Here is a 23,745-nt window from a genome sequence, read left to right as displayed (position 1 = left end):
CGGGGCTTTGTGTTTCGGGGGCGCGGCGTGAACGCGATCAAGACCTATCTGACGGGCCGGTCCAGCCGGCGCGAATACTGGATCAGCATCGTTCTGCTGGTGCTGGCGTCGGGAACCGCCGGCGCGCTGGGCTACAACATCCTCGGCAACGCCCTGGGTTTCTTCCTGTGGCTGCCGATCGCCGTCCGCCGCCTGCGCGCGCTGGGCTGGTCGCCCTGGCTCAGCCTCGCGCCGCTGGGCGCGACCTTCGGCTTCGGCGTGCTGGTGGGCATGGCCCGCACGATCGTCCCCGTCATGACGCCCGAGACCGCCAAGCTCGTGTCGGTCGGCGTCGGCGTGGTCGGAACCTGGATCTTCATCATCTATCTCGGCGCCCGGGCCTCGCTGAAGCCCGCGGCCAGCCTCGACCAGGCCCCCCGCCTGGCCGAGGTCTTCGACTGAGCGCCATGGCCGTTTCCCCGCTTCGCGCCGCCTGGCGCTATCTGGCCGGCCGCTGCCGGCGGCAGGAATACTGGATCAGCGCCGTGGCGCTGATCGGCGCCGGCTTGGCGCTGCGCCTGGCGCCCGCCAGCACCGCCCTGGGATGGACGCTGTTCGCGGCCTGGCTGCTGCTGGCCTCGCGACGCCTTCGCGACATCGGCTGGTCGCCCTGGCTGTGCCTGGCGCCGATCGCCGCGTCGCTGGCGGTCTTCTTCGGTGTGTTCGCGCTCGCCTCCAGCGGCGACGGGCGCGGCGGCGAGGCCATGCTCAACATCGCCCCCTTCGCGCTCCTGGCCATATGGGTCGGTTTCTGGACGCTGATCGGCGTCTGGAAGTCCAGGCCGTCCGACCTCCCGACGCCGCAGGCCCGGGCCGAGGTGTTCGGGTGATCGCCGCCGTGGTCGCCTGGCTGGGCGGACGCGGCCGTCGGCGCGAATACTGGATCGCGATCGTCGCCATCCTCGCCGCGGTCGTCACGGGCATGATGGTCCCGGTCGACATACCGCTCTGGACGCTCCGCTGGGCGGGCCTGGCGGCCTGGTGTCCCATCGCCGTCCGCCGCCTGCGCGACGCGGGCCTGCCCCTGTGGCTGGCCCCGTTCCCGCTGGTGATCCCGGTGGCGGTCAACGGCCTGCGAAAGCTGGCGATGTCCGGCCTCGACGTCCGCGACGCGCTCGGCCTCGCCATGCCCATCGGCCTGGCCGGCATGGCCCTGGTGCTCTGCCTGATCGTGCTGCTCGGCGTCTGGCCGCCCAGGCGCCCGGCCGCCCCCAGTCCCGAGCAGCGGGCCGAGCTGTTCGGCTAGAGCCGCCGCGCGCCCAGGCTGACCGCCCGCGCCAGGGCCTGGGCCAGCTGGGCGTCCGAGCGGGCCAGGGCCCCGACCTCGCCGCCGGCCACCTGCACCGTCACGCTGACGCCGCCGCCCCCGGCCGGCTCGATCACGCCCGCCCCGGCCGGGCGGAACACCTCGGGCCCGCGCTCGCCGACCAGATAGGCCCCGCCGCCGGTCACCGGGCCGCCCTCGGCCCGCGCCCCGGAAAACACGCCCGACACCGCCGCGCTCAACGCCTCGCCCAGCCCGCCTCCGTGGCCGCCGCCGCGACCGCCGGCCATCGCGCCCAGCACCGCCCGCGCCAGTTCGGCCAGCGACAGCTCGCCGTCGGCGGCCGCCCGGGCCAGCGACCGCGCCAGCCGCTCGCCCGCGCCGGCGAAGGCGTCCTCGATCGACCGCGCCGCCGCCCGCGCCGGGGCCTCCAGCCCCGCCAGGGCCTCGGCGGCCTCGGCCGTGCGCAGCGGCAGGCCCTCCACCTCGTCGAAACCGCTCATCCGTCCGCTTCCTCTTCATCGGGAAACCGCGCCATCAGCGCCGCCAGTTCCGGCCTCGCCAGCGCCGGGCCGACCTGCGCCCCGGTCAGCGCCCGCCACTCCTTCAGCGACAGCCGCCAGAACGCGTCCGGCGGCGCGGCGAACTCGATCGCCGCCCGCCGCAGCATCTCGCCCCAGGGGCTCACGCGGCCGCCGCCAGGGCCTTGGCCACGGCGTCGGCGGCCTCGCGCGGGTTCAGCCCCGCCGCGTCCAATGGTCCCAGCCCGTCATCGACCAGGGCCTCCAGCACCGCCATCAGGTCGGCCGCCGACGGCCGCGCCAGCCGCTGCGGCAGCTGGCTCCAGTCGGTCAGCCCCAGCGCCGCCTCGATCCGCGCCAGGGCGCCCAGAGTCAGGCACAGCCGCCGCGTCACGCCGCCCAGCACCGCAAGCGCCTCGCCCCTGGCCAGGTTGGGAAGGGTCATCTCGTCGCTCTCCTCAGATCGCCGTCACGCTGATCGCCCCGGCCGAGGCCAGGGTCAGGGCGAAGGCCGCCTCGCCGTCGTGCTGGCCGGCATATTCCAGCGCCGAGACCAGGAACGGCCCTTCCAGCTGGGCGAAGTCGGGGATCACCAGCCGCCAGGTCCTGGCGGTCTGGGAAAAGAAGCTGTCGCGCACCAGCGCGTCCGAGGCCGCGTCGCGGAACACCCCCGCCCCCGACACGGCGGCCGAGCGCACGCCGGCTCCGGCCAGCAGCTCGCGCCAGCGCCCGGCGCTGTCGCCGTCGGTGGCGTCGATGGTCCTGGCGTTCAGGCTGATGGTCCGGGCCCGCAGGCCCGCCACCGTCACGAAAGCCTGCGGCGAGCCCCCGTCGCCGATCTTCAGCAGCATGTCCTTGCCGGCTTGCGCGGCCATGGCGGTTCTCCTCGATGGTTGGAATTCAGGCCGGTTCGCTGACGGCCCGCACGCGCAGCACGCCCAGGGTCAGCTCGTCGTCGGCGCTCGCGAACACGTCGCAGAAGCGCACCTTCAGCGAGGCCAGCGCCCGGCCCTCGACCGGCGGGCTGGCGTCGTGCAGGGCCAGCCGCGCGGCGGCGACCATGGCCCGCGCCTCCTCCGGCCCGCCGAAGCGCGAGGCGCAGGTGATGGTGACGACATGCTCCAGCAGGTCGCCTTCGCCGACCGGCCGGCTCTCGATCCGGCCGACGCTGACGCACGGATAGGTCAGCATCCGGGGCGGAGCGGCATGCGCCCGCGTCCCCACGATCGCCGCCACCGCCGGCGCGCTCGCCAGCAGCCGCGCCAAGGCCCCGGCCAGGGCGACCTCGGCGCTCACAGCCGCGCCTCCCGGTAGGGCGCGATCCACGGCTCGACCAGCGACAGCGGCGGCGGCCTGGGCTCGCCGCGATGCTCGTAGGCGTGGCAGGCCAGGACCAGCACGGCCAGGCGCAGCGGCGCGGGACTGGCGGACGTCAGGATCGTCCCGGCCGCCTGCCCGACCCGCGCCTCGGCGGCGTCGATCAGCAGGGAAACCAGGTCGTCCTCGCCGCTCCCGCCCACGCGCAGGAACTCCTTGGCCTGCGCCAGGGTCACGGAATGGGGCATGGAGATTTCCGTATTCGAAGACCCTCCCCCTGAAGGGGGAGGTGTCGGCCCGGAGGGACGACGGAGGGGGAAGGGGCTGGGGTGTCGCCCGCGCGGCTTCCCCCTCCGGCGCTTCGCGCCACCTCCCCCTTCAGGGGGAGGGCAGCGCGGCTCACATCAGCTCACCGAGAACTTCAGCAGCTTCACCGCGTCGAAGTTCTGCACGCCGCCGCCCACGCGCTTGGTGGTGTAGAAAAGCACGTGCGGCTTGGCCGAATAGGGGTCGCGCAGCACCCGCACCCCGGCGCGGTCGACGATCAGGTATCCCTTCTCGAAGTCGCCGAAGGCCACGGCGATGCTGTTGGCGCCGACGTCGGGCATGGCCTCGATCTCGGTCACCGGGAAGCCGAGCAGGCTCGCCGACTGGCCCGGCTGCAGGGCCGCGTTCCAGATGTAGTTGCCTTGCGCGTCCTTGAACTTGCGCACCATGCTCACCGTGCGGCGATTGAGCACGAAGCGGCCGTTCTGGCGGTACTGCGCCCTGGCCGAGTAGATCAGGTCGATCAGCTTGTCGGTCGGGTTGCTGGCCGGCCAGTTGCCGGCAACGCCGGTGGCCGTGTAGCCCAGCTGCCCCCAGGCGTAGCTGGCGTCCGGCGCGGCGGTGTAGGCCAAGAGGCCCTTGGGCTTGTTGACGCCGTCGCCGCTGACGAAGGCCGCCGTCTCCTGGGCGGCGAAGGCGTCCTGCACCTCCTCGGCCAGCCACTCGTCGATGCTCACATAGGCGTCGTCGAGCAGGGCCTGGGTGGCGGCCGGGCTGGCGTAGAGCTCGCCGGCCGGGAAGTCGATGACGTCCAGCGTGGGCGCCGTGGTCTCCGGACGCGCCGCCGTCTCGGCCACCCAGGCCGCGGCCAGGCCGGCGGGGCTGACCGGCTTGCGGAACGTGCCCGCGCCGATGGTGCGCACCTGGCAGATCTCGCGCATCGGCGAGGTGGCGGCCAGGCGGCGCAGGATCTGCCGCTCCAGCTCGGGCGGCGCCACATAGCCGCCGGCCGTGGCCACGCCTTCCGACAGGCCTTTCACCTCGACAAGACCGGCCGTCTCGCCGGTCTTCACGTAGCGGTCGAAGGCGGCCTTGCGCTCGTCGACCCGCGCGGCCGGGGCCTCGCCGGCCAGGGCCGGACGGCGGCTCTCGGCCAGGATGCGGTCCAGCCTGTCCTGGGCGCTGGTCAGGGCCGCGTCGATGCGCGAGACCTTCTCCTCCAGCAGCACGTCGGCGCTCCCCGGGGCGCTCTTGCTCTCGATGGCCGCCAGCCGCTGGTCGTTGGCCGCCTTGAAGCCCTCGAACGCCGCCAGCATCTGCGCCAGCGCCATCCGGGCCTCCGGCGAGGCCGGGACCTGTTTGGTTTCCTTCATGGAGTTCTCCGTTTTGGGAAGACCCTCCCCAGAAGGGGGAGGTGTCGGCCCGGCGAAGGCCGGGACGACGGAGGGGGAAGTGGCCGGCGCGGGGATTGCTTCCCCCTCCGGCCCTCCGGGCCACCTCCCCCTTCGGGGGGAGGATCTCTGTGCTCAAACCACCCGCAGCCGCGCCGCCGGCAGCATCGGGAAGGTGACGATCGACACCTCCCAGAGGTCGACGCGGGAGAGCACCCGCAGCGCCCCGTCGCGCCGCGCCTTCACTTGCCGAAAGCCGATCGACAGCCCGTCCAGCGCGCCCGCGCCGACAAGCGCCGCGACCAGGCGCCCGCGCGGCGTGGCGGACATGATCCGCCCACGGACGAACAGGCCGCGCGCGTCCTCGAACGCCTCGTCCCAGACGCCCACCGGCTCGGCCTCGTCGTGCTGGTGCAGCATGCGGATCGGTCCGGCCTGCAGGCTCTCCTTGAAGGCGCCGGCGGCGGTGACGTCGTCGTTGAGGTCGCGGGTCCAGAACAGGCTGGCATAGCCCTCGATGCGCACGTCCTTCATCGCCCGCCCCCGTCCAGCTTGGCCTCGATCCGCACCAGCGCCGCGCGCGTGGCCTCGGCCTGGGTCTCCAGCCGCGCCAGCCGCTCGGCCACCGGGGCCTGGGCGTCGAGGCGGCTCGTGAGCTCGTCGATCCGGGCGCTGGCCCGCCCGGCCCACATCAGGGCCGCGGCCGCCTGCAGCGTCACGGCCACCAGCACGGCGACCGACACCTGGCGGTCCAGCCGCCAGCGGTTGGGTGTAGTCATTGAAGTCGCTTTCCAAGACCCTCCCCCTGAAGGGGGAGGTGTCGGCGAAGCCGACGGAGGGGGATGTGATTGCGGAGGCGGCGACACGTTGAAGGACGAAGGGACTTCCCTCTCCGGCCCTCCGGGCCACCTCCCCCTTCGGGGAGAGGGTCTCGACTAACCCTCCAACCCCGCCAGCCGCCGCCGCTCGGCGTCGGTCAGGAAGCTCGCCGCCTCCAGCCGCGCCCACAGCGCGTCGCGTTCGGCGCTCAGGGCCGGCACGGCGTCGAGGTCGCAGGCCACCCGCGCGCCGGGGAACTTCGGCCCCAGCCAGGCCGTCAGCGCCCGCGCCGCCCGCTCGGCCAGGGGCACGACCGTGTGCCGCCAGAACGCCCCGTTGGCCTCGCGATAGTTGGCGTAGGTGTTGTCGCCCGGGATCCCCAGCAGCTGCGGCGGAACCCCGAAGGCCAGGGCGATCTCGCGCGCCGCCGCGTGCTTGCCCTCGACGAAGTCCAGGTCCGCCGGGGTCAGCGACATCGGCTTCCACTCCAGCCCGCCCTCCAGCAGCAGCGGCCGGCCGGCGTTGGCCGTCCCGCCGTGCGCATTGGCCAGCTCGGCCTTCAGCCGCTCGAACTGCTCCTCGGAGAGCCGGTCGCCGTCGCGGCCGCCATAGACCAGCGCCCCCGACGGCCGCGCGGCGTTGTCGAGCAGCGCCTTGTTCCAGGCCCCCGAGGCGGTGTGCACGTCGATGGCGAAGGCCGCCGCCTCCAGCGGCGAGGCCCCGTAGTGATCGCTGGTCGGGTTGAACAGCTTCAGGTGCAGCACCGGCAGCCAGCCGTCGGCGTCGCGGGCGATCCGCGCCGTCCGCCCGCCGGCCTGGTAGTCGTAGGCCGCCGGCCAGCCGCGCGCCCCCGGCACCACGCTCATCCGGTCGGGCCGCAGGGCGTAGAGCTCGCCCGGCTGGTCGCCGGCCGCCTCCAGATAGCCGTTGCCCGCCACCTGCAGGTGCCCGAAGAACGCCTCCATCAGGTCGGGCCCGCCCTGCTCGGGATTGGGCGCCGCCAGCAGCCGCGCCAGCGGATGCCCGTCGCTGCGCCGCCCGTCATGGAACACCGCCAGCGGCACGGCGGCCGCGGCCTCGGCGATCATCCGCACGCAGCGATAGGCCACCGGGTTCTTGCCGAACCCCTCGGCCGCCAGGGTCGCATAGTCCCTGGGCGTCCACTGCGGCCGCCCGCCGCTGGTCAGCGCCACCAGCCTGGCGGCCCGCGAATCCTTGATTTCCGGCGCGCGCCGGCGAGCGAAGAGGGCCATGGGCGCTCCCGTGAAGGTTGAGAACAAATGAAGAACGATGTAAGGTGAAGGCGACAATCGAGAACCTCCCCCCGTGGGGGAGGCGATCGCGCAGCGATCGGTGGGGGGAGCGACAGCCGATGCCCGACGAAAACCCGCTCGTCCGACGCGCTCGCGCCCTGCGCAAGGACATGTCCCTGCCCGAAATGATGCTCTGGAAGGCTCTGCGCGGCAGTCAGCTGGACGGTTTGCGCTTTCGCCGCCAGCACCCGTTCGGTCCCTATGTGCTCGATTTCTACTGCCCGGCCTTCAAGCTCGCCGTCGAAATCGACAGCTACGCCCACGACACCGAGGACCGCCCCGAACGAGACGCCATTCGTGACGACTACATGGCCGGCTTCGGCATACGCACGCTGCGGATCCCCGCCGCCGAAGTGTTGAAATCGGTCGACGACGTCGTCGCGACGATCCGTGCGGAACTCCCCCACCGACCGCTGCGCGGTCGCCTCCCCCACAGGGGGAGGCCCCTTGAACGCCGAACCTCCCCCTGTGGGGGACTGTTGCGAAATTCGGAACGTCGAAGAACAGACCAGAATCCGTTCGAGAACAGTTCGGAATCAAAAGGGGAAAGTCGTTCTTGTTTTACCCCATTATGCAACGATCCCCCTGTGGGGGAGGCGGCCCGAAGGGCCGGTGGGGGTCGCCCGAAGGGCGCTCACACCACCCTAAGCCGCGGCTCCCTGCCCCCGCCCAGCATCAGCTCGCTCAGCGCCCAGACCAGGGCGTCCGCCCGGTCGGGGCTGTGGCCAAGGTCCCCGTCGCCCAGGCCCATCAGTTCCTCCTCCAGCGCCGGGAACGCCCCGCAGTGGACCACCCGGCCCTGCTCGTAGAGCGCCGCCACCGGCTCGGCCCGGGCCCGTTTGCCCACGGACGCCCGCACCAGCTTGATCGGGCACGGCGGCGCGGCCTGGGCCAGCACGGTGCGGACCATGTCGCCGCCCTGGTTGGCCTCGGCCACCAGCGCGTCGGCGTCGAAATCCACGGCCGCCGCCACGGCCAGGCGCGCCCAGCCGTTGGGCGACAGCCCTCGCGCCGTGCGGTCGGCCAGCACGTAGGCGCGGCCGTCCCTTCGGCCCGCGACCACCACCCCGCAGGCGTCGCCGCGCGCGGTGGCCGGCGGGTCGACCGCCACCACCACCCGGTCGAACTTCGCCGGCGGCGCCCCGCGACATCTGGCCAGGTCCTCGGCGCGAAAGAGGCTGCCGTCGGTCTCGACGACGATCCCCTCCAGCTCCTGGGCCGCCAGCCGGGTGCCGCCGTACAGCCCCTCCAGCGTGGCCAGGAAGGCCGGCGCCAGGTTGCCGGCGTTGGCCGCTGTCCCCGCCCGCGTCGTGACGACGCCCGGCTCGGCCATCAGCACCTTCAGCGCCCGGGTCGGACGCGGCGTGGTGGTCACCACAAGCCTTGGGTCCTCGCCCAGCCGCAGCCCGAACCGCAGCATGGCCAGGGTCTCGCTGGCCTTGGGCCAGGCGCAGAACTCGTCTGCCCAGGCCGCATGGAACTGCGGCCCGCGCAGGCTGTCGGGATCCTCGGCCGAAAAGGCGTAGGCCTCCGCGCCGTTGTCCCAGACCAGCCGCCGGCGCGAGCCTTCCCAGCGCACGCGATTGCCCGCCTGGGCCATGGCCCGCAGGCCCGACGGCCCCTCGATCATCACCTCGCGCACGTCGTGGAAGGTGGGCCCCACCAGCGCCATCCGGCACGGCTTTGCTGCCTGGTCGGTCACCCAGCCGGCCCCGGCGAAGGTCTTACCCGCGCCCCGCCCGCCCAGCATCAGCCAGGTCGCCCAGGCCGCTTGCGGCGGCTTCTGGTGATCCAGCGCCGTCCAGCCCCGCAGCCAGGCTTCTTCCCACCGCTTCAAGTCTGGCGCGCTCCGCAACCAGTCGCTTGAGTTCGAGGGATCCAGGAGCGCCCAGTCGGCGCTCGATAGCGGCATGAAGCCGCTCCAATCGTTCGGCGGTCCAGGGTTCGTCGTCATTCATCGCCACCTCCTCGCCGACCGCCTTGGCGATCCGCGCTTGCCTGGCGGCCGAGATCTTGCGCGAACGCAGCCTGGCGGCGTGGAGCATGTCCACCGGCCGCCCGACGAGAGCGACCTGCCTGCTCGCCTCCATCCGCGCCTTCGGCGGCTCACCTTTCACCTCGGTCAGCATTTCCTTGGCGGCGCCGTGAAAGGTGTCCACGACCAGGTCGCGGATCTCGTCCATCAGCACGTCGATGCGTTCGCTTTTCTCGGCCATGACAGAAGTCTACGACAGCAGTGGATCCGTCTGATCCAGACCCGCGAGAAAGTTGCAAGCGACTGTTATCTCACGAACTTTTTCCGTCCACGCAGAGGATCGACGCGGCTCTATCCCTGTCCGGGCGGCTCCCTAGGACCCCTCTCTCGTCGAGAGGGGAAGGGTGAGAGATTTCACCCCAGCCGCCCCTAGCCGTCATCCCGGCCGAAGGTGCGCGCAGCGGACCGCAGAGCCGGGACCCAGGGGCCGCCGGCGATGCACCGGCCGCCGACGGGCGGTGAGTTCACGCGCCGCGCCCAGTTCCCTGGGTCCCGGCCCCTTCTCTCAAGGAGAGAGGGATCTAATACGGCAGCTCTTCCGGCGGCGGGACCGGCCCGCGCCCGTCGTCGGCCGGCTCGTCCTGCGCGGCCTCGGCCTCCAGTTCCGACGCCGTACGCGCGAACTCCGAGGCCAGGGTCTCGTAGAAGCCGTTCCTCGGATCGGGCGAGGTTCGCGGACCCGGATCGGGCAGCAGCCACGGGAAATCCCGGATCGCCAGGTTCTGGTGCGCGGCCAGCATGTAGCGCCGCCAGATGCTGGCCGGCATGTCGCCGCCGACCACCTTGTTCATCGGCTTGTCGTTGTCGTTGCCCACCCAGACGCCGGTGGCGAAGTCCGGCGTGAAGCCCACGAACCAGGCGTCGCGCCAGTTCTGGCTGGTGCCGGTCTTGCCCGCCGCCGGCCAGCCGAACGCCGCCCGCTTGGCCGTGCCCTGGTCGACCACCTTCTTCATCATCTTGACCATCATGCTGGCCTTGGCGATGTCGTAGACCTGAGCGGGCGCGAGCGGCCCCCGGCTGTAGATCGGCCGGCCGTCCTGGGCGGTGATGCTCTCGATGACGTAGGGCTCCACCCGCTGGCCGCCCAGCTGGAAGACCTGGAAGCCCGAGGTCATCTGCAAGAGGTTCACCTCGTAGGCCCCCAGCGCCACCGACAGGTCGGGCCGGTCGGGCAGGCTGGTGATCCCGAACCGGCGGGCCAGGTTCCCCACCTGCGCGCCGCCGGCCTCCTGGGCCAGCTTGACGGCGATGGTGTTGGTGGAATTGACCAGGGCCTGCTCGACGGTCATCGGCCCGCGATAGTCGCCGCCGTAGTTCTCCGGCTTCCAGCTGCCGAACTGCACCGGCCCGTCGACGCGGATGTCGCTGGGCAGCACGCCCTTCTCCAGGGCCGCGGCATAGACGAACGGCTTGAAGGTCGAGCCCGGCTGGCGCCTGGCCTGCACCGCGCGGTTGAAGGGGCTGGCGATGTAGTCGGTGCCGCCCACCATCGCCCGGATCGCCCCGTCGGCCGACAGCGACAGCAGCGCGGCCTGGCTGGCGCCGGCGTGCTGGCCGCCCAGCGCGATGGCCTGGCGCACGATGTCGGCCCCCGCCTTCTGCAGGCGGGTGTCGATGGTCAGGCGCACGACGAGATCCGGCGCGTTCTGGCCGGCGATGCGGATGGCCTCGGTGGTGGCGTAGTCCAGCACCCAGCCGTAGTCGCCCTCGTTGCTCACCGCGTCGGGCGACAGCTTGGGGGTGTCGTCCAGGGCCGCGGCGTGCTCGGCCGCCGTGATCCAGCCCTCCTTCTCCATGTTGGCCAAGACGAGCCGCGAGCGGGCCAGCGCCCCCTCCATGTCGCGGTTCAGGGCCAGGCGCGACGGCGCCTTGGGCAGCGAGGCCAGCAGGGCCGCCTCCGACAGCGTCAGCTGGCTGGCCGGCTTGGCGAAATAGGTCCGCGCCGCGCCGTCGACGCCATAGGTGTTGGCCCCGAAGAACACGCGGTTGAGATAGAGCTCCAGCACCTCGTCCTTGGTCAGGACCTGCTCGAGCCGCCAGGCCATCAGCATTTCCTGCAGCTTGCGCTCGACCGTGCGGTCGGGCGTCAGGAACATCCCCTTGGCCAGCTGCTGGGATAGGGTGGAGGCGCCCTGCACCGTGCGGCCGGCGCGCCAGTTGACGTAAGCCGCCCGGGCGATGCCGTAGGTGTCGATCGGGCCGTGCTTGTAGAAGCGCTTGTCCTCGGCCGCCAGGAAGGCCAGCGGCACGTAGCCGGGCACGGTCTTGACCGTCACCCGCTGGCCGTAGCGCGGCCCGCGCGTGGCGATCACCTGGCCGCTGCGGTCCTCGAACCGCACGCCGGGCGCACGGTTGACGGCGAACAGCGCCTCGCGCGACGGCAGCTCCGGGGTGTCCTTCAGGTACTTGAACCACACATAGGCGCCCGCCCCGCCTACGGCGAGAAAGCCGACCAGGGCGCTGACCAGCAGGGTGATCCACACCCAGGCCCAGCCGCCCCGCTTGCGCGGCGGCTTCAGGTCGGCCCGGAACGGCTCTTCGGGCGGCCGCTGCGGCGGGCCTTTCGGCGGCTGCGGAGGCGGCGGCGGAACAGGCGCGAAGCCGCCTCCCGCCGGCGGCGTCGGGCGCGCGGGCGGGTCGTCGAACTTGTAGGGCGGCAGCGTCCAGTCGTTCACGTGCGGTGTTGCGTCCGGTTGGTCTTCGTCGCGATTGGGTTTAGGACGCGCGGATGATGCCGCGCAAACCTTTCTGGGAGACGAAATCCCTTCACCAGATGACCGTCCCCGAGTGGGAGAGTCTATGCGACGGCTGCGGCCTTTGCTGCCTGGTTCGCTTCGAAGACGAAGACACCGGCGAGGTGATCCCCACCCGCGTGCACTGCCAGCTGCTCGACGCCCACCTCTGCCGCTGCAGCGACTATCCCAATCGCCGCAAGACCGTGCCCGACTGCATCAAGCTGACGCCGCACAACATCGAGGACCTGGAGTGGATGCCCCCCTCCTGCGCCTATCGCCGCCTGCACGAGGGCAAGACCCTGCCCCAGTGGCACCCGCTGATCACCGGCGACCCCGACAGCCCCCACAAGGCCGGCGTCTCGGTCCGCGACCAGACCATCAGCGAAGCCAGCCTCGACGACCCCGAGGACGCCATGGACTTCGTCGCTGTCGACCTGATGGTCGACAAGGGCGACTGGCCGTATGAGCCCGACGAGGACTGAGGAGCCAGACCCCCCCTCAGTCGCTCCGCGACAGCTCCCCCAGGGGGGGAGCATCCAGAGCGCCGACCAGATCCTCCCCTCTGGGGGAGGTGGCCCGGAGGGCCGGAGAGGGGCCGTTTTCAGCTTCCGAGGCGGCGGCGCCAACTCCCCCACCGATCGCTGCGCGATCGCCTCCCCCACGGGGAGAGGTTCCTTGGAAGCCAGGCTCACGCTAAGGCTTCCCCCATGCTCACCCGCCGGTCCCTCGCCCTCTCCGCCCTCGCCGTGCCGCTGGCTACCACCGCCCGCGCGCAAAGCCCCGAGCCCTGGCGCAAGGCTGACCGTCTCTATACGGACGATTTCACCCACAGCCTCGCCAACTGGATCGTCGAGGCCGAGCAGCCCTCCAAGGTCGCGGCAGAGAACGGCGTCCTCGAGCTCGACGCCCCGGCCGGGATCACCGCCTGGTTCAAGCCGCGCCTGACCGGCCCCGTGCTGATCGAATACCAGGCCCTGGCCGTCTACGAAGGCGGCCGCAACGACCGGATCAGCGACCTCAACGCCTTCTGGATGGCGACCGACGTCCGCAGCCCGGACGACCTCTTCGCCAGCCCCCGCACCGGCGCCTTCGCCGGCTACGACCTCCTGAAGACCTACTATGTGGGCCAGGGCGGCAACTACAATTCCAGCACCCGCCTGCGCCGCTATGTCGGCCGGCCCGGCGACCGCCCGATGCTCCCCGAGCACGACCTCAAGGACGCCCGGGCCCTGCTCCAGCCCAACCGCTGGGTGGCCGTCCAGCTCGTCGCCTACGACGGCCTCGTCCAGTATTGGGCCGACGGCCGAAAGCTCTTCGAGATGCGCGACCAGGACCCCTACGCCGCCGGCTGGTTTGGCCTGCGCACCACCTGGAGCCGCCTGCGGTTCAAGGATTTCACCGTGTGGCGGCTGGAGGCGGCATGACCCCGCGCGCTCTGGCCCTGGCGGCCCTCCTGGCCGCCCCCGTCGCCGTCTGCGTCGCCGCGCCGGCCGCCCTGGCCTGCGTACCCGCGCCCAGCTGGCCGGCCAAGGCGCGGCTGTCGCCCCCCAAGGTCGCGCGGACCATGGTCGCGGCCGCGACCTATATCGACCTTGTGCGGGTCGAGGCCCTGACCCCGGACTTCGAGGTCGGGACGCGCAATCCCGAAGGCTGGTCGATCTGGCTGGGCGACGAGCCCGACGCCCCCAAGACCATGGACGAAGTGCTGAAGATCGCTCGTGAGGACTGGGCCGACAACGGCGTGCGCATCCACTACCGCGTCGTCGAGCGGCTGAAGGGCGCCTCGGCCGACACCTTCACCCTGGACGGCGTGCGCCTGACCCCGCCGCCGCCCGGCGTCGCCTATCCCGCCGACATGCCGCTGCGCGATCTGACGAACCATCTCGACCAGCAGGACCTCGCCGCCTGGCCCGGCCCCGGCGCCTGCGAGACCCCGCTCTTCGTCACCGGCGAGGGCATGACCCTGCTGGTCTTCCGCGACGCCGCCGGCCGCCTGCTGCGCGCCCCGGTCGAGGTGAAGTTCATGGGGCGCGCCAGCCAGATCCCTGGCCCCGCCCACGTTCGCGTCTCCGGCCCCGACGGGGCCTGGGTCAAGGTGGTGCGCGCGGCGCTGGCGCTGGCGCAGGCGCAGGCGCGCTGAAGCTGGATCCTGCCCTTCAGGAGGAGGATCCAGGGCTTCGAAATCTTCCGAAATCCTCGCCCTTCCCCGTGACGACTCAAGGTTGATCGGCCACCATCCCCGCCGGCCGCCGACCTCGCTTCCCGGCGGCCTTTCGGGACAATCATGACCGCCGTCTCCGGGGCTCTCACCGCCCTCTTCGCCCCGTCGCGCGACGCCCACGGGCGCGCCTACGGACCCGACCTGCTGCGCGCCGCCGCCATCCTGCTGGTCATGGCCTGGCACATGCCCGGTCCCGCCCGGCCCGAGCCGCTGGCGGCGATCCGGCCGTTCGGCTGGCTGGGGGTCGACGTCTTCTTCGTGCTCAGCGGCTACCTGATCGGCGCCCAACTGCTGAAGGGGATCGCCGGGGGACACGGGGTCGACTTCAGGCGCTTCTGGGCCAGCCGCGCCTTCCGCATTCTGCCGGCCTTCCTGGCGGTGCTGGCGCTCTATTTCACCCTGCCCGACTTCTCGGACGGCAAGGCGATCCAGCCGCTGTGGAGGTTCCTGACCTTCACGATGAACTTCGGCCTCGACTACCGCGTCACCGGCGCCTTCACCTCGGCCTGGTCGCTGTGCGTGGAGGAGCATTTCTACTGGCTTCTCCCCCCGCTGGTCCTCGTCCTGACCCGCTGGCGCGGCGCGGGACCGGCCCTGGCCCTCGGCGCCGCCGTGATCCTGGGCGGCATGGCCCTGCGCTGGGCGATCTGGCACGGCCCCGTCGCCGACCCGGCCACGCGTCCGGCCGACTTCCTGCGGCTGATCTACTATCCCACCTGGACCCGCCTGGACGGCCTGGCCATGGGCGTGCTGCTGGCCGCGGCGAGGGTGTTCCGCCCCGCCGCCGTCGCCCGTTTCGCACCGCCCAGGCTGACCGGACCGCTGGGCCTGATCGCCGCCGCCGGGACGGTGGTGCTGTGCATCCGCCACGCCGACGGGGTGTCGCTGGATCTGGCGGGCGCGGTCGTCGTCTATCCGCTGGCCTGCCTGGCCGCGACCCTGCTGCTGTGCGCCCTGCTCGACATCGAACCGGCCCTCCGGCGCCTGCCGCTGGCCCCGGTCACCTTCGTCGCCACCCTGGCCTACAGCCTCTACCTCGTCCACAAGCCGGTTCAGCACATGCTGCGCGAGCGGCTGGGCGACGGCGTGCTGCACGGCTGGACAGGCCTTGGCGCCTATCTCGCCGCTGACTTCACGGCCGCGATCCTGCTGTGGCTGCTGGTCGAGCGGCCGTTCCTGCGGCTGCGCGACCGGGTGCTGCGGCGGCCGCTTCCGGCGGTCGTGGAGGAACCGATGAAGCGGGCGGCTTGAGGGCCTAGCGCGCGCCCCTGCGCAGGTAGCCGAAGACCACGCCCCAGACCATGAGGATCGGCCCGAAGGCCAGGGCGGCGCCCGTCAGCCACGCCCCGTGGGCGCCGGCCGACCACAGCATCCAGGTCGTGAACGCCAGCCAGACCAGCGAGAACACCGTCAGATAGGCCACGACGGCGGCCTGTCCCTTCAGGCGCCGGTCGATCAGCGCCAGCAGGGCCAGCACCAGAAGGCCTGCCGCGCCCAGGCCCAGCAGGCCTCCTAGATAGCCGCGCTCCTCGCGGCCGCCGCTGTCGATGAAGCGCATGATCCGGTCGCCGAGCGCACACCACAGGAAGGTCGCGCCCAGCACGATCTCGACCACGCCCCACAGGCGTCGCTTCCACGACGGTTTCACCACCTCGTCCATGCGCGCCACGGTAGAGGTTGAAGGCGGGGGCGGCAATCGGGCGAGCGGTTCGCGGCTGAAGACCCCCTCCGGCCCTCCGGGCCACCTCCCCCAGAGGGGGAGGATCTGGTCAGCAAGATGCTCCCCCTCTGGGGGAGCTGTCGGCGAAGCCGACTGAGGGGGCTCGTCGCAGACGAGACAACTTTCCGCCTTCCCCCTCCCCGCGCCCTGCTATAGGCCCCATCTCCTCGCCTCGACCGCCTCGCAAGACCAAGAAGACTTAATCCATGGCCGCCCCCGCCCGCGCCCCCGTGCTCGCCCTCAAGGACGTCCGCCTCGCCGACGGCGCCAAGCCTTTGTTCGACGGCGTCGACCTGGCCCTGGAGCCGCGCGTCCGCGCCTGCCTGGTGGGCCGCAACGGCGCCGGCAAGTCGACCCTGCTCAAGGTGCTGGCCGCCCAGGGCGCCGAGGCCGACAGCGGCGAGCGCGCCGTGCAGCCGGGCGCCAAGGTGGTGTTCGTCAGCCAGGAGCCGGAGATCACCGGCGAGACGCTGCTCGACTACTGCACCGCCGGCGGCGCCCAGGACTACGAGGCCCACGCCACCCTGGCCGACTTCGGCCTGAACTACGACCAGAGCACGCAGGGGCTGTCGGGCGGCGAGCGCCGCCGCGCCGCCCTGGCGCGGGCGTTCGCCGAGCAGCCCGACGTGCTGCTGCTGGACGAGCCCACCAACCACCTCGACATCTTCGCCATCCAGACGCTGGAAGAGGAGCTGGCCAATTCCAAGTGCGCGGCGCTGATCGTCAGCCACGACCGCGCCTTCCTCAACCGCGTCACCCAGCGCACCTTCTGGCTGGAGCACCGCAAGGTGCGCCGCCTCGACAAGGGCTTTTCCGAATTCGAGGCCTGGAGCGAGCAGGTGCTGGCCGCCGAGGCGGAAGAGGAGCGCCGCCTCAACAAGAAGCTCGAGGTCGAGAACGCCTGGCTGGCCCGCGGCGTCCAGGGTCGCCGGGCCCGCAACGAGGGCCGCCGCCGCGCCCTAATGGCCCTGCGCGCCGAGAAGAAGGACATCCAGTCCGAGAAGCGCGGCTCGATGACCATGGCCGTCGAGAGCTCGGGCACGTCGGGCAAGCGGGTGGTCGAGGCCAAGGGCCTGACCAAGACCTTCGGCGACCGCACGATCGTCGAGAACTTCAACACCCGCATCCTGCGCGGCGACCGGGTGGCCCTGGTGGGCCCCAACGGCGCGGGCAAGACCACGCTGGTGCGCCTGCTGCTGGGCGAGATCCCGGCCGACGCCGGCACGGTGCAGCTGGGGACCAATCTGGAGATCGCCTATGTCGACCAGAACCGCCTGGCCCTGTCGGAAAAGATCACCGTCTGGGACTTCCTGACCCCGTCGGGCGGCGACTCCATCCTGGTGCGCGGCGTCTCCAAGCACGTCGCCGGCTACGCCAAGGAGTTCCTGTTCACCGAGGCCCAGCTGCGCCAGCCGGTCACCAGCCTGTCGGGCGGCGAGCGCAACCGCCTGCTGCTGGCCCGCGCCCTGGCCTCGCCGATGAACCTGCTGGTGCTCGACGAACCGACCAACGACCTCGACATGGACACGCTGGACCTGCTGGAGGAGCTGCTGGCCGATTTCGAGGGAACCCTCATTCTCGTCAGCCACGATCGCGACTTCATCGACCGCCTGGCCACCTCGACCATCGCCATGAACGGCCACGGCGACGTGCTGGAGACGCCCGGCGGCTGGACCGACCTGATCGACCAGGCCCCGGACTTCTTCAAGGGCGCCCGCGGCGCGACCGGCGACTTCGCCACCGGCGCCCCGGCCCCCAAGCCCGCCCCGGCCGCGCCCGCCGCTCCGAAGAAGACCACCAAGCTGTCCTACAAGGACCAGCGCCGGCTGGAGGAGTGCGAGGCCCTGATCGCCAATTCTCCCAAGATCCTCGGCGACCTGGAGAAGAAGCTGGACGACCCCAACCTCTACGCCCGCGATCCGGCCGGCTTCGACAAGATCATGAAGGCCCTCGACAAGGCCCGCGCCGACCTGGCCCAGGCCGAGGAAGACTGGCTGATGCTGGAGGAAAAGCGCGAGGCCATCGCCGGCTGACCGCCCGCGCCACGGTTGAAGAAATGACCGCCACGCAACCAAATGTTGCGCCCGTGCAATAGTCGGCGACAAACAGTCAAGCTTGCTCGGGGCGTCAGTTTACAGCCGTCACTTTACCCCCTATCGCCGGACGCGTCCAACCCGGACGTGTACCTATTGGGGGATTTCACTTCATGCGCTTGTTCATCAGCACGGCCGTCGCCGCGCTCGCCGTCGCCGGCGTCGCCTGCGCCCAGGACGCCAAGCCGGCCAAGGCGCCGGCCGCCGCTCCCAAGGGCCAGTACGTCTCGGTCGCCGCCGGCTACATCGGCAAGAGCGACTACGACTACGGCTTCACCGGCGGCCGCGTCGAAGGCGACCTCGACGCCAACGTCCAGTTCGCCGGCGCCTGGGGCGCGTCGCTGGAAGGCAACTGGCGCGCCGAGCTGGCCGTCGGCTACCGCAGCCAGGACATCGAGACCACCGTCCGCGTGGGTCCGCTGTCGCAGACCTTCGAAGGCGACAAGGCCCAGACCATCAGCCTCGACCTGAACGCCTACTACGACTTCCCGGTCAACGGCCCGGTGAAGCCCTATCTGGGCGCGGGCATCGGCGCGGCCTCGGTCAAGATCGACGACGGCCTGCTCGACGACAAGGGCTCGGCCCTGACCCTGCAGGCGATCGCCGGCGCCAGCGTCGCGGTCTCGCCCCGCGTCTCGCTGTTCGCCGAGGCCCGCTACCAGCGCGTCGGCCCGATCCGCGTCGAGACCAGCACCTCGGGCGGCGACAGCAAGTCGAAGTTCGACCTGTCGAGCGCCGGCGCCCTGGTCGGCGTGCGCTTCGGCTTCTGAGCCGAGCCGACCTGAAAACGAAAAGGGCGCGCCGGGCCTTGCCTGGCGCGCCCTTCTTCTTGCGGGGAGCCGGCGCTCCCTACTTCTTCACCGCCACGAAGCCGCCGGTGTAGGTGGTTCCGGCCGGGGCCTTGGTCGCGTTGAACGTCCCCACCGCCTCGGGCGCGCCCGGACCGGCGAACAGGCCCTTGACCGGTCCCGACAGGGTGTTGTCGGCGTTGGCGAAGTCGCCCGAGAACTCGGCGTTGGCGATCGAGGCCTTGAAGCTGAAGTTCGGATCGGGCCGGCCCGAGTTGATCGCCAGGCCGGAGGTCGACCCCGTCAGCGACGCGGCCGCGAAGTCCACCGTCATCGCCACCTTGCCCGTCGTCGGGAGGGCGTAGTTGTTGTCGTTGTAGGTAGCCGAGACCACGCCCTGGTACTCGGCCTTGCCGGTCTGCGGGACGTCGGTGGCCCGCTGGCCCAGGGCCACGAAATGCGAGGCGCGCGAGTCGGTGGAGCGCCAGCCGGCCACGCTGGCGTAGCGCAGGTCGACGCCCGACACCCGGTACATCATCTCGACCAGGCCCTTGGCCCCGTCGAAGGCGACGACCTCGGTGGTGCTGCGCGCCGCGTTCACGCCGTAGGGATAGTCGTTGTACGACACCGCCCGGCCGGCATAGCTGTCGTTCAGCGACTGGCCGCCGGCGGTCATGTCCAGGCGCAAGGTGTCGCCCTGGCCGAACGGCGAGTTGCGGCGCCACTCGACCGCCAGGCCGGTCAGCGGCTCGGCGCTGACGGCGTAGTTGGCCGCCCCGGCCGCCGACGAGAAGGTCGTGGCCGAATAGCCGATGCTGGCCGGGACCGGGTTGCGGGCGCCGACCAGCATGCCGGCCATGGCGCCGTAGCCGGGAAGGTTGATGTTGTAGATCGCGCCCAGCTCGGCGGCGTCGGGACCGTAGAAGTCGCCGCGCACCTGGCCGGTCAGGCCCAGCTTCTGCGGATCGACCGTGGCGTCGAAGGCCCGGTTGGCGTTCAGCGCGCCGCTGAAGGTGATCAGGGTCGGGGTCCCTGCCGGGGTCGGAACGGTGAAGCCGTCCTGGCCGGTGATCACCAGCGAGCCGATGCCGCCCTTCACCTGGCCCGTGCCGAAGAACACGTCGACCACGCCGGTCCCGCTGGTGGTGTAGGTCGCCCCGGTGCTGGTGTTGGCGATCGTGCCGACGGCGTCGCCCTTGTAGCGGGCCGAGCCGGTCGCGGGCAGCGCCGTCGAGCGCAGGCCGGTGGTCATGTAGGCCCGGTGCGTCACGCCCGGCGAGATGCCGGCGTTCACATATTCCAGGGCCTGGACGTAGGCCGGCCGGATCCAGGCCTTGTCGCTCTGGACGCCCAGCTCCCAGCGGTTGAGGGTCTGGACGTTGGTCCAGGTCTCGACCCGCAGGTAGCGCGTGCCGGTCGTCGACGGGCGCGGCGTGTCGACATAGCGGTCACCCTTGTAGTGGCTGCCGTCGAAGTCCTGCAGGATCATCTCCGCGCCGTTGTCGAAGTAGAGGCGGTAGCTGTCGTCCGAACCGCCGAAGGCGCCGGGCGTGAAGGTCAGAGACTCGTTGTTGCCGCCCAGCTCGATGTTGTTCTGGTTGTAGCTGGTCCGGGTCCAGCCGGCCGTTGACGAGGTCAGGTTGACCAGCGACGGGCGCAGGGTGGTCGGGTCGGTCCCCGACAGGAAGTTGCTGGTCGGCCGGCCAGCGACGAACATGCCCGCCAGCTTGGTGTTGGCATAGGTCACGCTGAACGTCGCGCCGACCTCGAGGTCGGATCCCTGGCCGTAGAGCTGGCCGAAGACGGAGCCCTTCTCGCCGGTCTGGAAGGGCGCCTCGATGGCGGTCGCGGCGAACTTGCCGTCGACCAGGTTGGCCTCGAAATTGAAGTCCAGCGTGTAGAACGGGAAAGCGAGCTCATAGTAGGTGCTGAAGTCCTCGAGCCCGCCGCGCACCTTGCCGGTCGAGAAGTCGATGTCGACCCCGGCGCTGGCGGAGAACGGCTGGTTCAGCCCGCCGCTGCGGAACGCCCCGTCGGCCGAGCCCAGCGCCTCGCCCCGGAAGCGGGCGACGCCGGTGGTGGGGATGCCCGTCGCCAGGTCGCCGAGCATGCCGAAACCCCAGATCCGCCCCTCGTCCGCGGTGATCGAGCTCCAGGTGATCGGTCTCACCCAGTCGGGGGCGTCGCCGGTGCTCAGCCCGACCGAACCTGCCCCCTCCTCGAGGGCCGGCATTTTCACGTCGCTCCACCCCCTGGTGACGATCTGCCGGCTGACCTGACGCCCGCCTTCGGTGGTGTAGCTGCCGGTGGAGCGAATGCCTTCGGCGTACTCGGCCGGCCTTCCGGACAGGTTGATCGACAGGTTGTTGTTGGCGAACTGCAGGCGAACGGTCTCGTCGCCGTCGATGTTCATTTCCGCGTACTTGGTCGCGTTGGGGGCGTCGGGATCGGAGATCTGGAAATTGTTCAGCTGACCGCCGGCCGTCGCCCGCGTTTCGAGGTCGGTGATCGCCGCCAGCGGCGACAGCAGCATGACCGTCGGGGTGATCGGCGGCGGGGTGGTGGTGGTCGGCGGGGTGGGCGTGGTCACGCCGGTCGACGGACCGCCGCCGCCGCCGCCCCCGCCCCCGCCCCCGCAGGCGGTCAGGGCCGCGGCGGCCGCGCCGACCAGAAGCGTCTTGGCGAAATTGTTCATGTGCCCCACCCCTCGCGGAAAATGATCAGAAGGTTCGTGTCGCGCCGAAATCCAGCCGAAGGCGGGAATAGGCGTTGATGTCGAGATTGCTGTCGTTGCGGCTGGCCTGGGCGCCGACGTACGGACTGAAGCCGCGATAGCGCCAGTCGCGCTTGATCAGCCGCACGGCCAGGGCGTACTCGGTGTCGCGCCGCGGCGAGGGCGAAAGCAGGCTCCGCGCGTCGTAGGTCCGGCGCTCGACCGACGGCTCGACGAAGGCCGCCAGGCCGGCCGGCAGGGTCTGGTAGACCCCCGTCGACACCCGTCCCAGCCAGAACGACTCCGACGCGACCTGCGCCTCTCCGCGCGCGCCGTTGACGCCCAGCCGCCAGAACCGGTTGGCGCTGAGATAGTGGGTGCGGTCCCAGCCGGCGGCGTAGATCCAGGCGTCGCGGCCCTCGATCCGGTCGTAGGTCAGGCGCTGGGCAGACAGGGCGGCGTGGCGCTGCACCCGGCCCCAGCCCCACTGCAGGTCGCCCGACAGGCCGGCGGTGCGCGACAGGGCCTGGCCGCCGAACCAGCGGCGCTCGACCGAGGCCTCGACGCCGGCCCGGGCCTGGCCCAGCCAGAACTGCGGACCAGCCCGCAGGCCCAGCGCGCCGTCGTCGAAGGCCCGCTGGTCGTTGTCGACGAAGCGGCCGTAGCCGCCGACCATCAGCCGGGTCCGGCCCTTCAGGGGCACGCTGCGCTCGGCCGAGGCCGCCAGGCTGAGGCCCACGCCAGACGTGCGCCGCGCCTCGTCGGACAGCTCGAACGGCAGGCCGAAGATCTCCAGCTGGCGGGCGTCGGTGGCGGTGTTGACGTTGCTGTCGGGCGAGATCGCCAGGTTGACGCTGTAGCGCCACCGGCGGCGCTCGGCGATCTCCCTGAGGCGGGCCTCGACCCCCTCGCGCACGGCCTCCGCCTCGTCGGAGGCCAGGGCCAGGCGGTAGTTGTGTTCGGCCGAGCGGTCGTCGTTGGCCTCGACGAAGGTGTCGGCCAACTCCAGCCGCACCCGCAGCGGCGCGCCCTGCCCTTCCAGCAGGCGCTGATAGATCTCGATGGCGCGGTCGCGGCGGCCCATGCGGCGGGCCAGAAAGGCGCGCACGAACTGAACCTCGGGCGCGGCCGCGGTCTCGGGCGGCAGGCTGGACAGCAGAAGGTCGGCCCGGCGCCAGTCGCCACGCTTCATCGCCTCGCCGACCTCCGCCCCGACCTGTTCGGGGGAGGGCGCGGACAGCGCCGCCGGCGGCTGATCGGGCACGGTCCAGGGCAACAAACTAAAACGCGATCCGTGCCGGAGAGAGCAATCTTCAGACGAGCTCTAGCCCACGGCCAAGATTGCCACAACGCCCCCGAATGTTGCGTCGCGGAATTTTTTCGACTTCACCGAGGAACGGGCGTTTCAGCCCGCCGGCGCCGCCGTCTTGGCCCGCGCGCGCCAGACCTCGGGCTCGTCGAAGCGCCCCGCCCACAGGCCGGCCCTGTCGGCCTGCGCGTCGGATTCGGGCTCCGAATACTGGCCCTCCAGGTCGACCGCCCAGCCCTGGCGCACCATGGCCAGGTTCAGCGAGGCCAGGTCCGACGCGCACGGCCCGGCGGCGTCCGCGCAGGGCGCGTCGGCGACGAAGCACAGGCCCTGCCAGCCGTCGCCGTCCTGCGGCGGGCCTTCGGGGCGGCAGGCGACCTTGCGGCCGGCGATCAGCTTTTCCAGGTGCGCGCGGGCGGCCTGGCCGCAGGCGAAGGACGCGCCGTCCTTGTCGAGGCAGGTCTGGGCGAGGTCCGGCGCGTCGATCGTCCACAGCCGGGCCCGCATGCCCTGGATCTCCAGGACGTCGCCCTCGACGACGCGGGCCGGGCCGAACAGCTCGGCGCGGCCTTCGGCGTCCCTGGCGAACTGCGGCTGGGGGGCGTCGAGGTCGTGCTCGCGGGCGTCGGCCGCCTTGATCGGGTGGACCCGCGGCCGCGCGGCGTCATAGGCGAAGGCCGCCGCCGCGGCGAGGCCGGCGACCACCAGCAGGCCGATCAGGATCGTCGACCGGCGCATCACTTCACCTTGCTGAAATAGGGGGCGGGCGAGCGGGCGACGCCCTCGTCGGGCACGAAGCCGGTCCAGCGGGTCAGCACCCGGCCCTCCAGCCTCGACAGGGTGAAGAGGGGCGCGCCGGGCTTGTAGACCTCGACGCCGAAGCGGTTGGCCCTGGCCGGCGGCGGATAGCGCAGGAACCGCACCTCCAGGCCCGACGGCGTGGCGTGGGCGCTGCACTGGAAGGTCTCCAGGGTCTGGAAGCCCTCGCCGTGGAATTCGCACGCCCCGTTCTTCAGGGTCAGGCGCCAGGTCACCAGGATCGGCGAGCCCCCGGCCGTGCGGCCGCCGTCCTGGGTGTAGGCGTAGACGCCGTCCCAGCCGCCGGCGGGCGCCGATGGGGCGGGAGCGGCCAGGGCCATGGCGCCGGCCATCAGGCCGCTCAGCAGGGACGAGAACATCAAGCCGGCTCCTCGCGAGACG

General features: G+C 71.7%; 26 protein-coding genes and 2 pseudogenes. 10 read left to right on the top strand and 18 right to left on the bottom strand.

Going from position 1 to position 23,745, the window contains the following annotated elements; all coding sequences use genetic code 11:
• Positions 1–27: 27 nt before the first annotated feature.
• The 3 genes from C1707_RS09585 to C1707_RS09575 are packed head-to-tail and all read left to right on the top strand — an operon-like array spanning position 28 to position 1,285.
• Positions 28–441, top strand: coding sequence for a DUF805 domain-containing protein (locus C1707_RS09585; RefSeq protein WP_101713852.1), 414 nt, complete (start codon positions 28–30; stop codon positions 439–441).
• A 5-nt stretch (positions 442–446) separates the two neighbouring features.
• Positions 447–869, top strand: a complete 423-nt coding sequence (locus C1707_RS09580; protein WP_101713851.1) for a DUF805 domain-containing protein — start codon at positions 447–449, stop codon at positions 867–869.
• A complete protein-coding gene (locus tag C1707_RS09575; RefSeq protein ID WP_101713850.1) occupies positions 866–1,285 on the top strand; it encodes a DUF805 domain-containing protein in 420 nt (139 codons plus the stop codon). The genes C1707_RS09580 and C1707_RS09575 overlap by 4 nt, the downstream gene beginning before the upstream one ends.
• On the opposite strand, the gene C1707_RS09570 is transcribed toward C1707_RS09575, so the two are convergent.
• The 10 genes and pseudogenes from C1707_RS09570 to C1707_RS09525 form a co-directional block, all read right to left on the bottom strand.
• A complete protein-coding gene (locus tag C1707_RS09570; protein ID WP_101713849.1) occupies positions 1,282–1,806 on the bottom strand; it encodes a phage tail tape measure protein in 525 nt (174 codons plus the stop codon). The genes C1707_RS09575 and C1707_RS09570 overlap by 4 nt on opposite strands.
• The gene (locus C1707_RS09565; protein ID WP_420808256.1) at positions 1,803–1,991 is read right to left on the bottom strand and encodes a phage tail assembly chaperone; all 189 of its coding nucleotides are present in this window, start codon (positions 1,989–1,991) and stop codon (positions 1,803–1,805) included. Before C1707_RS09565 ends, C1707_RS09570 begins: the two co-directional genes overlap by 4 nt.
• The gene (locus C1707_RS09560; RefSeq protein ID WP_101713848.1) at positions 1,988–2,269 is read right to left on the bottom strand and encodes a GTA-gp10 family protein; all 282 of its coding nucleotides are present in this window, start codon (positions 2,267–2,269) and stop codon (positions 1,988–1,990) included. Before C1707_RS09560 ends, C1707_RS09565 begins: the two co-directional genes overlap by 4 nt.
• A gap of 13 nt (positions 2,270–2,282) precedes the next feature.
• A complete protein-coding gene (locus C1707_RS09555) occupies positions 2,283–2,699 on the bottom strand; it encodes a phage major tail protein, TP901-1 family (RefSeq protein WP_101713847.1) in 417 nt (138 codons plus the stop codon).
• A gap of 25 nt (positions 2,700–2,724) precedes the next feature.
• Complete coding sequence (locus C1707_RS09550; protein ID WP_101713846.1) at positions 2,725–3,120, bottom strand: DUF3168 domain-containing protein; 396 nt, start codon at positions 3,118–3,120, stop codon at positions 2,725–2,727.
• Positions 3,117–3,389 (bottom strand): head-tail connector protein, encoded by a 273-nt coding sequence (locus tag C1707_RS09545; RefSeq protein ID WP_101713845.1) that lies wholly within the window; start codon positions 3,387–3,389, stop codon positions 3,117–3,119. Before C1707_RS09545 ends, C1707_RS09550 begins: the two co-directional genes overlap by 4 nt.
• A 156-nt stretch (positions 3,390–3,545) precedes the next feature.
• A complete protein-coding gene (locus C1707_RS09540; RefSeq protein ID WP_101713844.1) occupies positions 3,546–4,781 on the bottom strand; it encodes a phage major capsid protein in 1,236 nt (411 codons plus the stop codon).
• A 153-nt stretch (positions 4,782–4,934) separates the two neighbouring features.
• Positions 4,935–5,333: an HK97 family phage prohead protease gene (locus C1707_RS09535; protein WP_101713843.1), complete on the bottom strand. Its 399-nt coding sequence runs from the start codon at positions 5,331–5,333 to the stop codon at positions 4,935–4,937.
• The gene (locus tag C1707_RS09530) at positions 5,330–5,578 is read right to left on the bottom strand and encodes a hypothetical protein (RefSeq protein ID WP_101713842.1); all 249 of its coding nucleotides are present in this window, start codon (positions 5,576–5,578) and stop codon (positions 5,330–5,332) included. Before C1707_RS09530 ends, C1707_RS09535 begins: the two co-directional genes overlap by 4 nt.
• 156 nt (positions 5,579–5,734) lie before the next feature.
• Positions 5,735–6,965, bottom strand: a pseudogene (locus C1707_RS09525) (phage portal protein).
• Positions 6,966–6,990: 25 nt separating this feature from the next.
• Here C1707_RS09525 and C1707_RS26695 point away from each other — a divergent pair.
• Positions 6,991–7,272, top strand: a pseudogene (locus C1707_RS26695) (endonuclease domain-containing protein); the annotation flags it as partial.
• 293 nt (positions 7,273–7,565) lie between these two features.
• Here the strand turns inward: C1707_RS26695 and C1707_RS09515 are convergent.
• The 3 genes from C1707_RS09515 to pbpC form a co-directional block, all read right to left on the bottom strand.
• On the bottom strand, positions 7,566–8,768 hold the full coding sequence (locus C1707_RS09515) for a DNA-packaging protein (RefSeq protein ID WP_420808255.1): 1,203 nt from the start codon (positions 8,766–8,768) through the stop codon (positions 7,566–7,568).
• A complete protein-coding gene (locus tag C1707_RS27160) occupies positions 8,656–9,147 on the bottom strand; it encodes a hypothetical protein (protein WP_420808254.1) in 492 nt (163 codons plus the stop codon). Before C1707_RS27160 ends, C1707_RS09515 begins: the two co-directional genes overlap by 113 nt.
• Positions 9,148–9,487: 340 nt before the next feature.
• Complete coding sequence (gene pbpC / locus C1707_RS09510; protein ID WP_101713839.1) at positions 9,488–11,641, bottom strand: multimodular transpeptidase-transglycosylase PbpC; 2,154 nt, start codon at positions 11,639–11,641, stop codon at positions 9,488–9,490.
• Positions 11,642–11,694: 53 nt separating this feature from the next.
• On the opposite strand from pbpC, the gene C1707_RS09505 reads away from it, so the two are divergent.
• The 4 genes from C1707_RS09505 (at position 11,695) to C1707_RS09490 (ending at position 15,173) form a co-directional block, all read left to right on the top strand.
• On the top strand, positions 11,695–12,183 hold the full coding sequence (locus tag C1707_RS09505) for a YcgN family cysteine cluster protein (RefSeq protein WP_101713838.1): 489 nt from the start codon (positions 11,695–11,697) through the stop codon (positions 12,181–12,183).
• Positions 12,184–12,408: 225 nt separating this feature from the next.
• A complete protein-coding gene (locus C1707_RS09500; protein WP_101713837.1) occupies positions 12,409–13,125 on the top strand; it encodes a DUF6250 domain-containing protein in 717 nt (238 codons plus the stop codon).
• The gene (locus C1707_RS09495) at positions 13,122–13,841 is read left to right on the top strand and encodes a hypothetical protein (RefSeq protein WP_101713836.1); all 720 of its coding nucleotides are present in this window, start codon (positions 13,122–13,124) and stop codon (positions 13,839–13,841) included. Before C1707_RS09500 ends, C1707_RS09495 begins: the two co-directional genes overlap by 4 nt.
• 144 nt (positions 13,842–13,985) lie before the next feature.
• Positions 13,986–15,173, top strand: coding sequence for an acyltransferase family protein (locus C1707_RS09490; protein ID WP_101713835.1), 1,188 nt, complete (start codon positions 13,986–13,988; stop codon positions 15,171–15,173).
• A 4-nt stretch (positions 15,174–15,177) separates the two neighbouring features.
• Here C1707_RS09490 and C1707_RS09485 read toward each other — a convergent pair whose 3' ends face one another.
• Positions 15,178–15,570 carry a hypothetical protein gene (locus tag C1707_RS09485; RefSeq protein WP_145998412.1) on the bottom strand — a complete coding sequence of 131 codons (393 nt, stop codon included), beginning with the start codon at positions 15,568–15,570 and terminating at the stop codon, positions 15,178–15,180.
• 278 nt (positions 15,571–15,848) lie between these two features.
• Between C1707_RS09485 and C1707_RS09480 the strand changes: the two genes are divergently transcribed.
• The gene (locus C1707_RS09480; RefSeq protein WP_101713833.1) at positions 15,849–17,675 is read left to right on the top strand and encodes an ABC-F family ATP-binding cassette domain-containing protein; all 1,827 of its coding nucleotides are present in this window, start codon (positions 15,849–15,851) and stop codon (positions 17,673–17,675) included.
• Between the two features lie 173 nt (positions 17,676–17,848).
• The gene (locus C1707_RS09475) at positions 17,849–18,505 is read left to right on the top strand and encodes an outer membrane protein (protein ID WP_101713832.1); all 657 of its coding nucleotides are present in this window, start codon (positions 17,849–17,851) and stop codon (positions 18,503–18,505) included.
• A gap of 79 nt (positions 18,506–18,584) precedes the next feature.
• Here C1707_RS09475 and C1707_RS09470 read toward each other — a convergent pair whose 3' ends face one another.
• The 4 genes from C1707_RS09470 to C1707_RS09455 form a co-directional block, all read right to left on the bottom strand.
• Positions 18,585–21,218, bottom strand: a complete 2,634-nt coding sequence (locus tag C1707_RS09470; protein WP_101713831.1) for a transferrin-binding protein-like solute binding protein — start codon at positions 21,216–21,218, stop codon at positions 18,585–18,587.
• Between the two features lie 25 nt (positions 21,219–21,243).
• Positions 21,244–22,515: a surface lipoprotein assembly modifier gene (locus C1707_RS09465; RefSeq protein WP_145998411.1), complete on the bottom strand. Its 1,272-nt coding sequence runs from the start codon at positions 22,513–22,515 to the stop codon at positions 21,244–21,246.
• Positions 22,516–22,641: 126 nt separating this feature from the next.
• Entirely contained in the window at positions 22,642–23,283 is a 642-nt protein-coding gene (locus C1707_RS09460) for a thermonuclease family protein (RefSeq protein WP_101713829.1), read from the bottom strand.
• The gene (locus tag C1707_RS09455; RefSeq protein WP_101713828.1) at positions 23,283–23,723 is read right to left on the bottom strand and encodes a DUF5991 domain-containing protein; all 441 of its coding nucleotides are present in this window, start codon (positions 23,721–23,723) and stop codon (positions 23,283–23,285) included. Before C1707_RS09455 ends, C1707_RS09460 begins: the two co-directional genes overlap by 1 nt.
• Between the last annotated feature and the right edge of the window lie 22 nt (positions 23,724–23,745).

This window comes from Caulobacter flavus (assembly GCF_003722335.1).
GTDB classification, from domain to species: Bacteria; Pseudomonadota; Alphaproteobacteria; order Caulobacterales; family Caulobacteraceae; genus Caulobacter; species Caulobacter flavus.
The sequence above is the reverse complement of the archived record's forward strand: the minus strand, read 5'-3'. Positions and strand labels throughout refer to the sequence as shown.

What these genes read in the sequence shown, in the direction of transcription:
- C1707_RS09560 (WP_101713848.1), bottom strand. Translation starts at nt 2,269, where the DNA reads ATGACCCTTCCCAACCTGGCCAGGGGCGAGGCGCTTGCGGTGCTGGGC.
- C1707_RS09455 (WP_101713828.1), bottom strand. Translation starts at nt 23,723, where the DNA reads ATGTTCTCGTCCCTGCTGAGCGGCCTGATGGCCGGCGCCATGGCCCTG.
- C1707_RS09500 (WP_101713837.1), top strand. Translation starts at nt 12,409, where the DNA reads ATGCTCACCCGCCGGTCCCTCGCCCTCTCCGCCCTCGCCGTGCCGCTG.
- C1707_RS09530 (WP_101713842.1), bottom strand. Translation starts at nt 5,578, where the DNA reads ATGACTACACCCAACCGCTGGCGGCTGGACCGCCAGGTGTCGGTCGCC.
- C1707_RS09470 (WP_101713831.1), bottom strand. Translation starts at nt 21,218, where the DNA reads ATGAACAATTTCGCCAAGACGCTTCTGGTCGGCGCGGCCGCCGCGGCC.
- C1707_RS09495 (WP_101713836.1), top strand. Translation starts at nt 13,122, where the DNA reads ATGACCCCGCGCGCTCTGGCCCTGGCGGCCCTCCTGGCCGCCCCCGTC.
- C1707_RS27160 (WP_420808254.1), bottom strand. Translation starts at nt 9,147, where the DNA reads ATGGCCGAGAAAAGCGAACGCATCGACGTGCTGATGGACGAGATCCGC.
- C1707_RS09475 (WP_101713832.1), top strand. Translation starts at nt 17,849, where the DNA reads ATGCGCTTGTTCATCAGCACGGCCGTCGCCGCGCTCGCCGTCGCCGGC.
- C1707_RS09535 (WP_101713843.1), bottom strand. Translation starts at nt 5,333, where the DNA reads ATGAAGGACGTGCGCATCGAGGGCTATGCCAGCCTGTTCTGGACCCGC.
- C1707_RS09460 (WP_101713829.1), bottom strand. Translation starts at nt 23,283, where the DNA reads ATGCGCCGGTCGACGATCCTGATCGGCCTGCTGGTGGTCGCCGGCCTC.
- C1707_RS09480 (WP_101713833.1), top strand. Translation starts at nt 15,849, where the DNA reads ATGGCCGCCCCCGCCCGCGCCCCCGTGCTCGCCCTCAAGGACGTCCGC.
- C1707_RS09580 (WP_101713851.1), top strand. Translation starts at nt 447, where the DNA reads ATGGCCGTTTCCCCGCTTCGCGCCGCCTGGCGCTATCTGGCCGGCCGC.
- C1707_RS09490 (WP_101713835.1), top strand. Translation starts at nt 13,986, where the DNA reads ATGACCGCCGTCTCCGGGGCTCTCACCGCCCTCTTCGCCCCGTCGCGC.
- C1707_RS09545 (WP_101713845.1), bottom strand. Translation starts at nt 3,389, where the DNA reads ATGCCCCATTCCGTGACCCTGGCGCAGGCCAAGGAGTTCCTGCGCGTG.
- C1707_RS09570 (WP_101713849.1), bottom strand. Translation starts at nt 1,806, where the DNA reads ATGAGCGGTTTCGACGAGGTGGAGGGCCTGCCGCTGCGCACGGCCGAG.
- C1707_RS09555 (WP_101713847.1), bottom strand. Translation starts at nt 2,699, where the DNA reads ATGGCCGCGCAAGCCGGCAAGGACATGCTGCTGAAGATCGGCGACGGG.
- C1707_RS09540 (WP_101713844.1), bottom strand. Translation starts at nt 4,781, where the DNA reads ATGAAGGAAACCAAACAGGTCCCGGCCTCGCCGGAGGCCCGGATGGCG.
- C1707_RS09505 (WP_101713838.1), top strand. Translation starts at nt 11,695, where the DNA reads ATGATGCCGCGCAAACCTTTCTGGGAGACGAAATCCCTTCACCAGATG.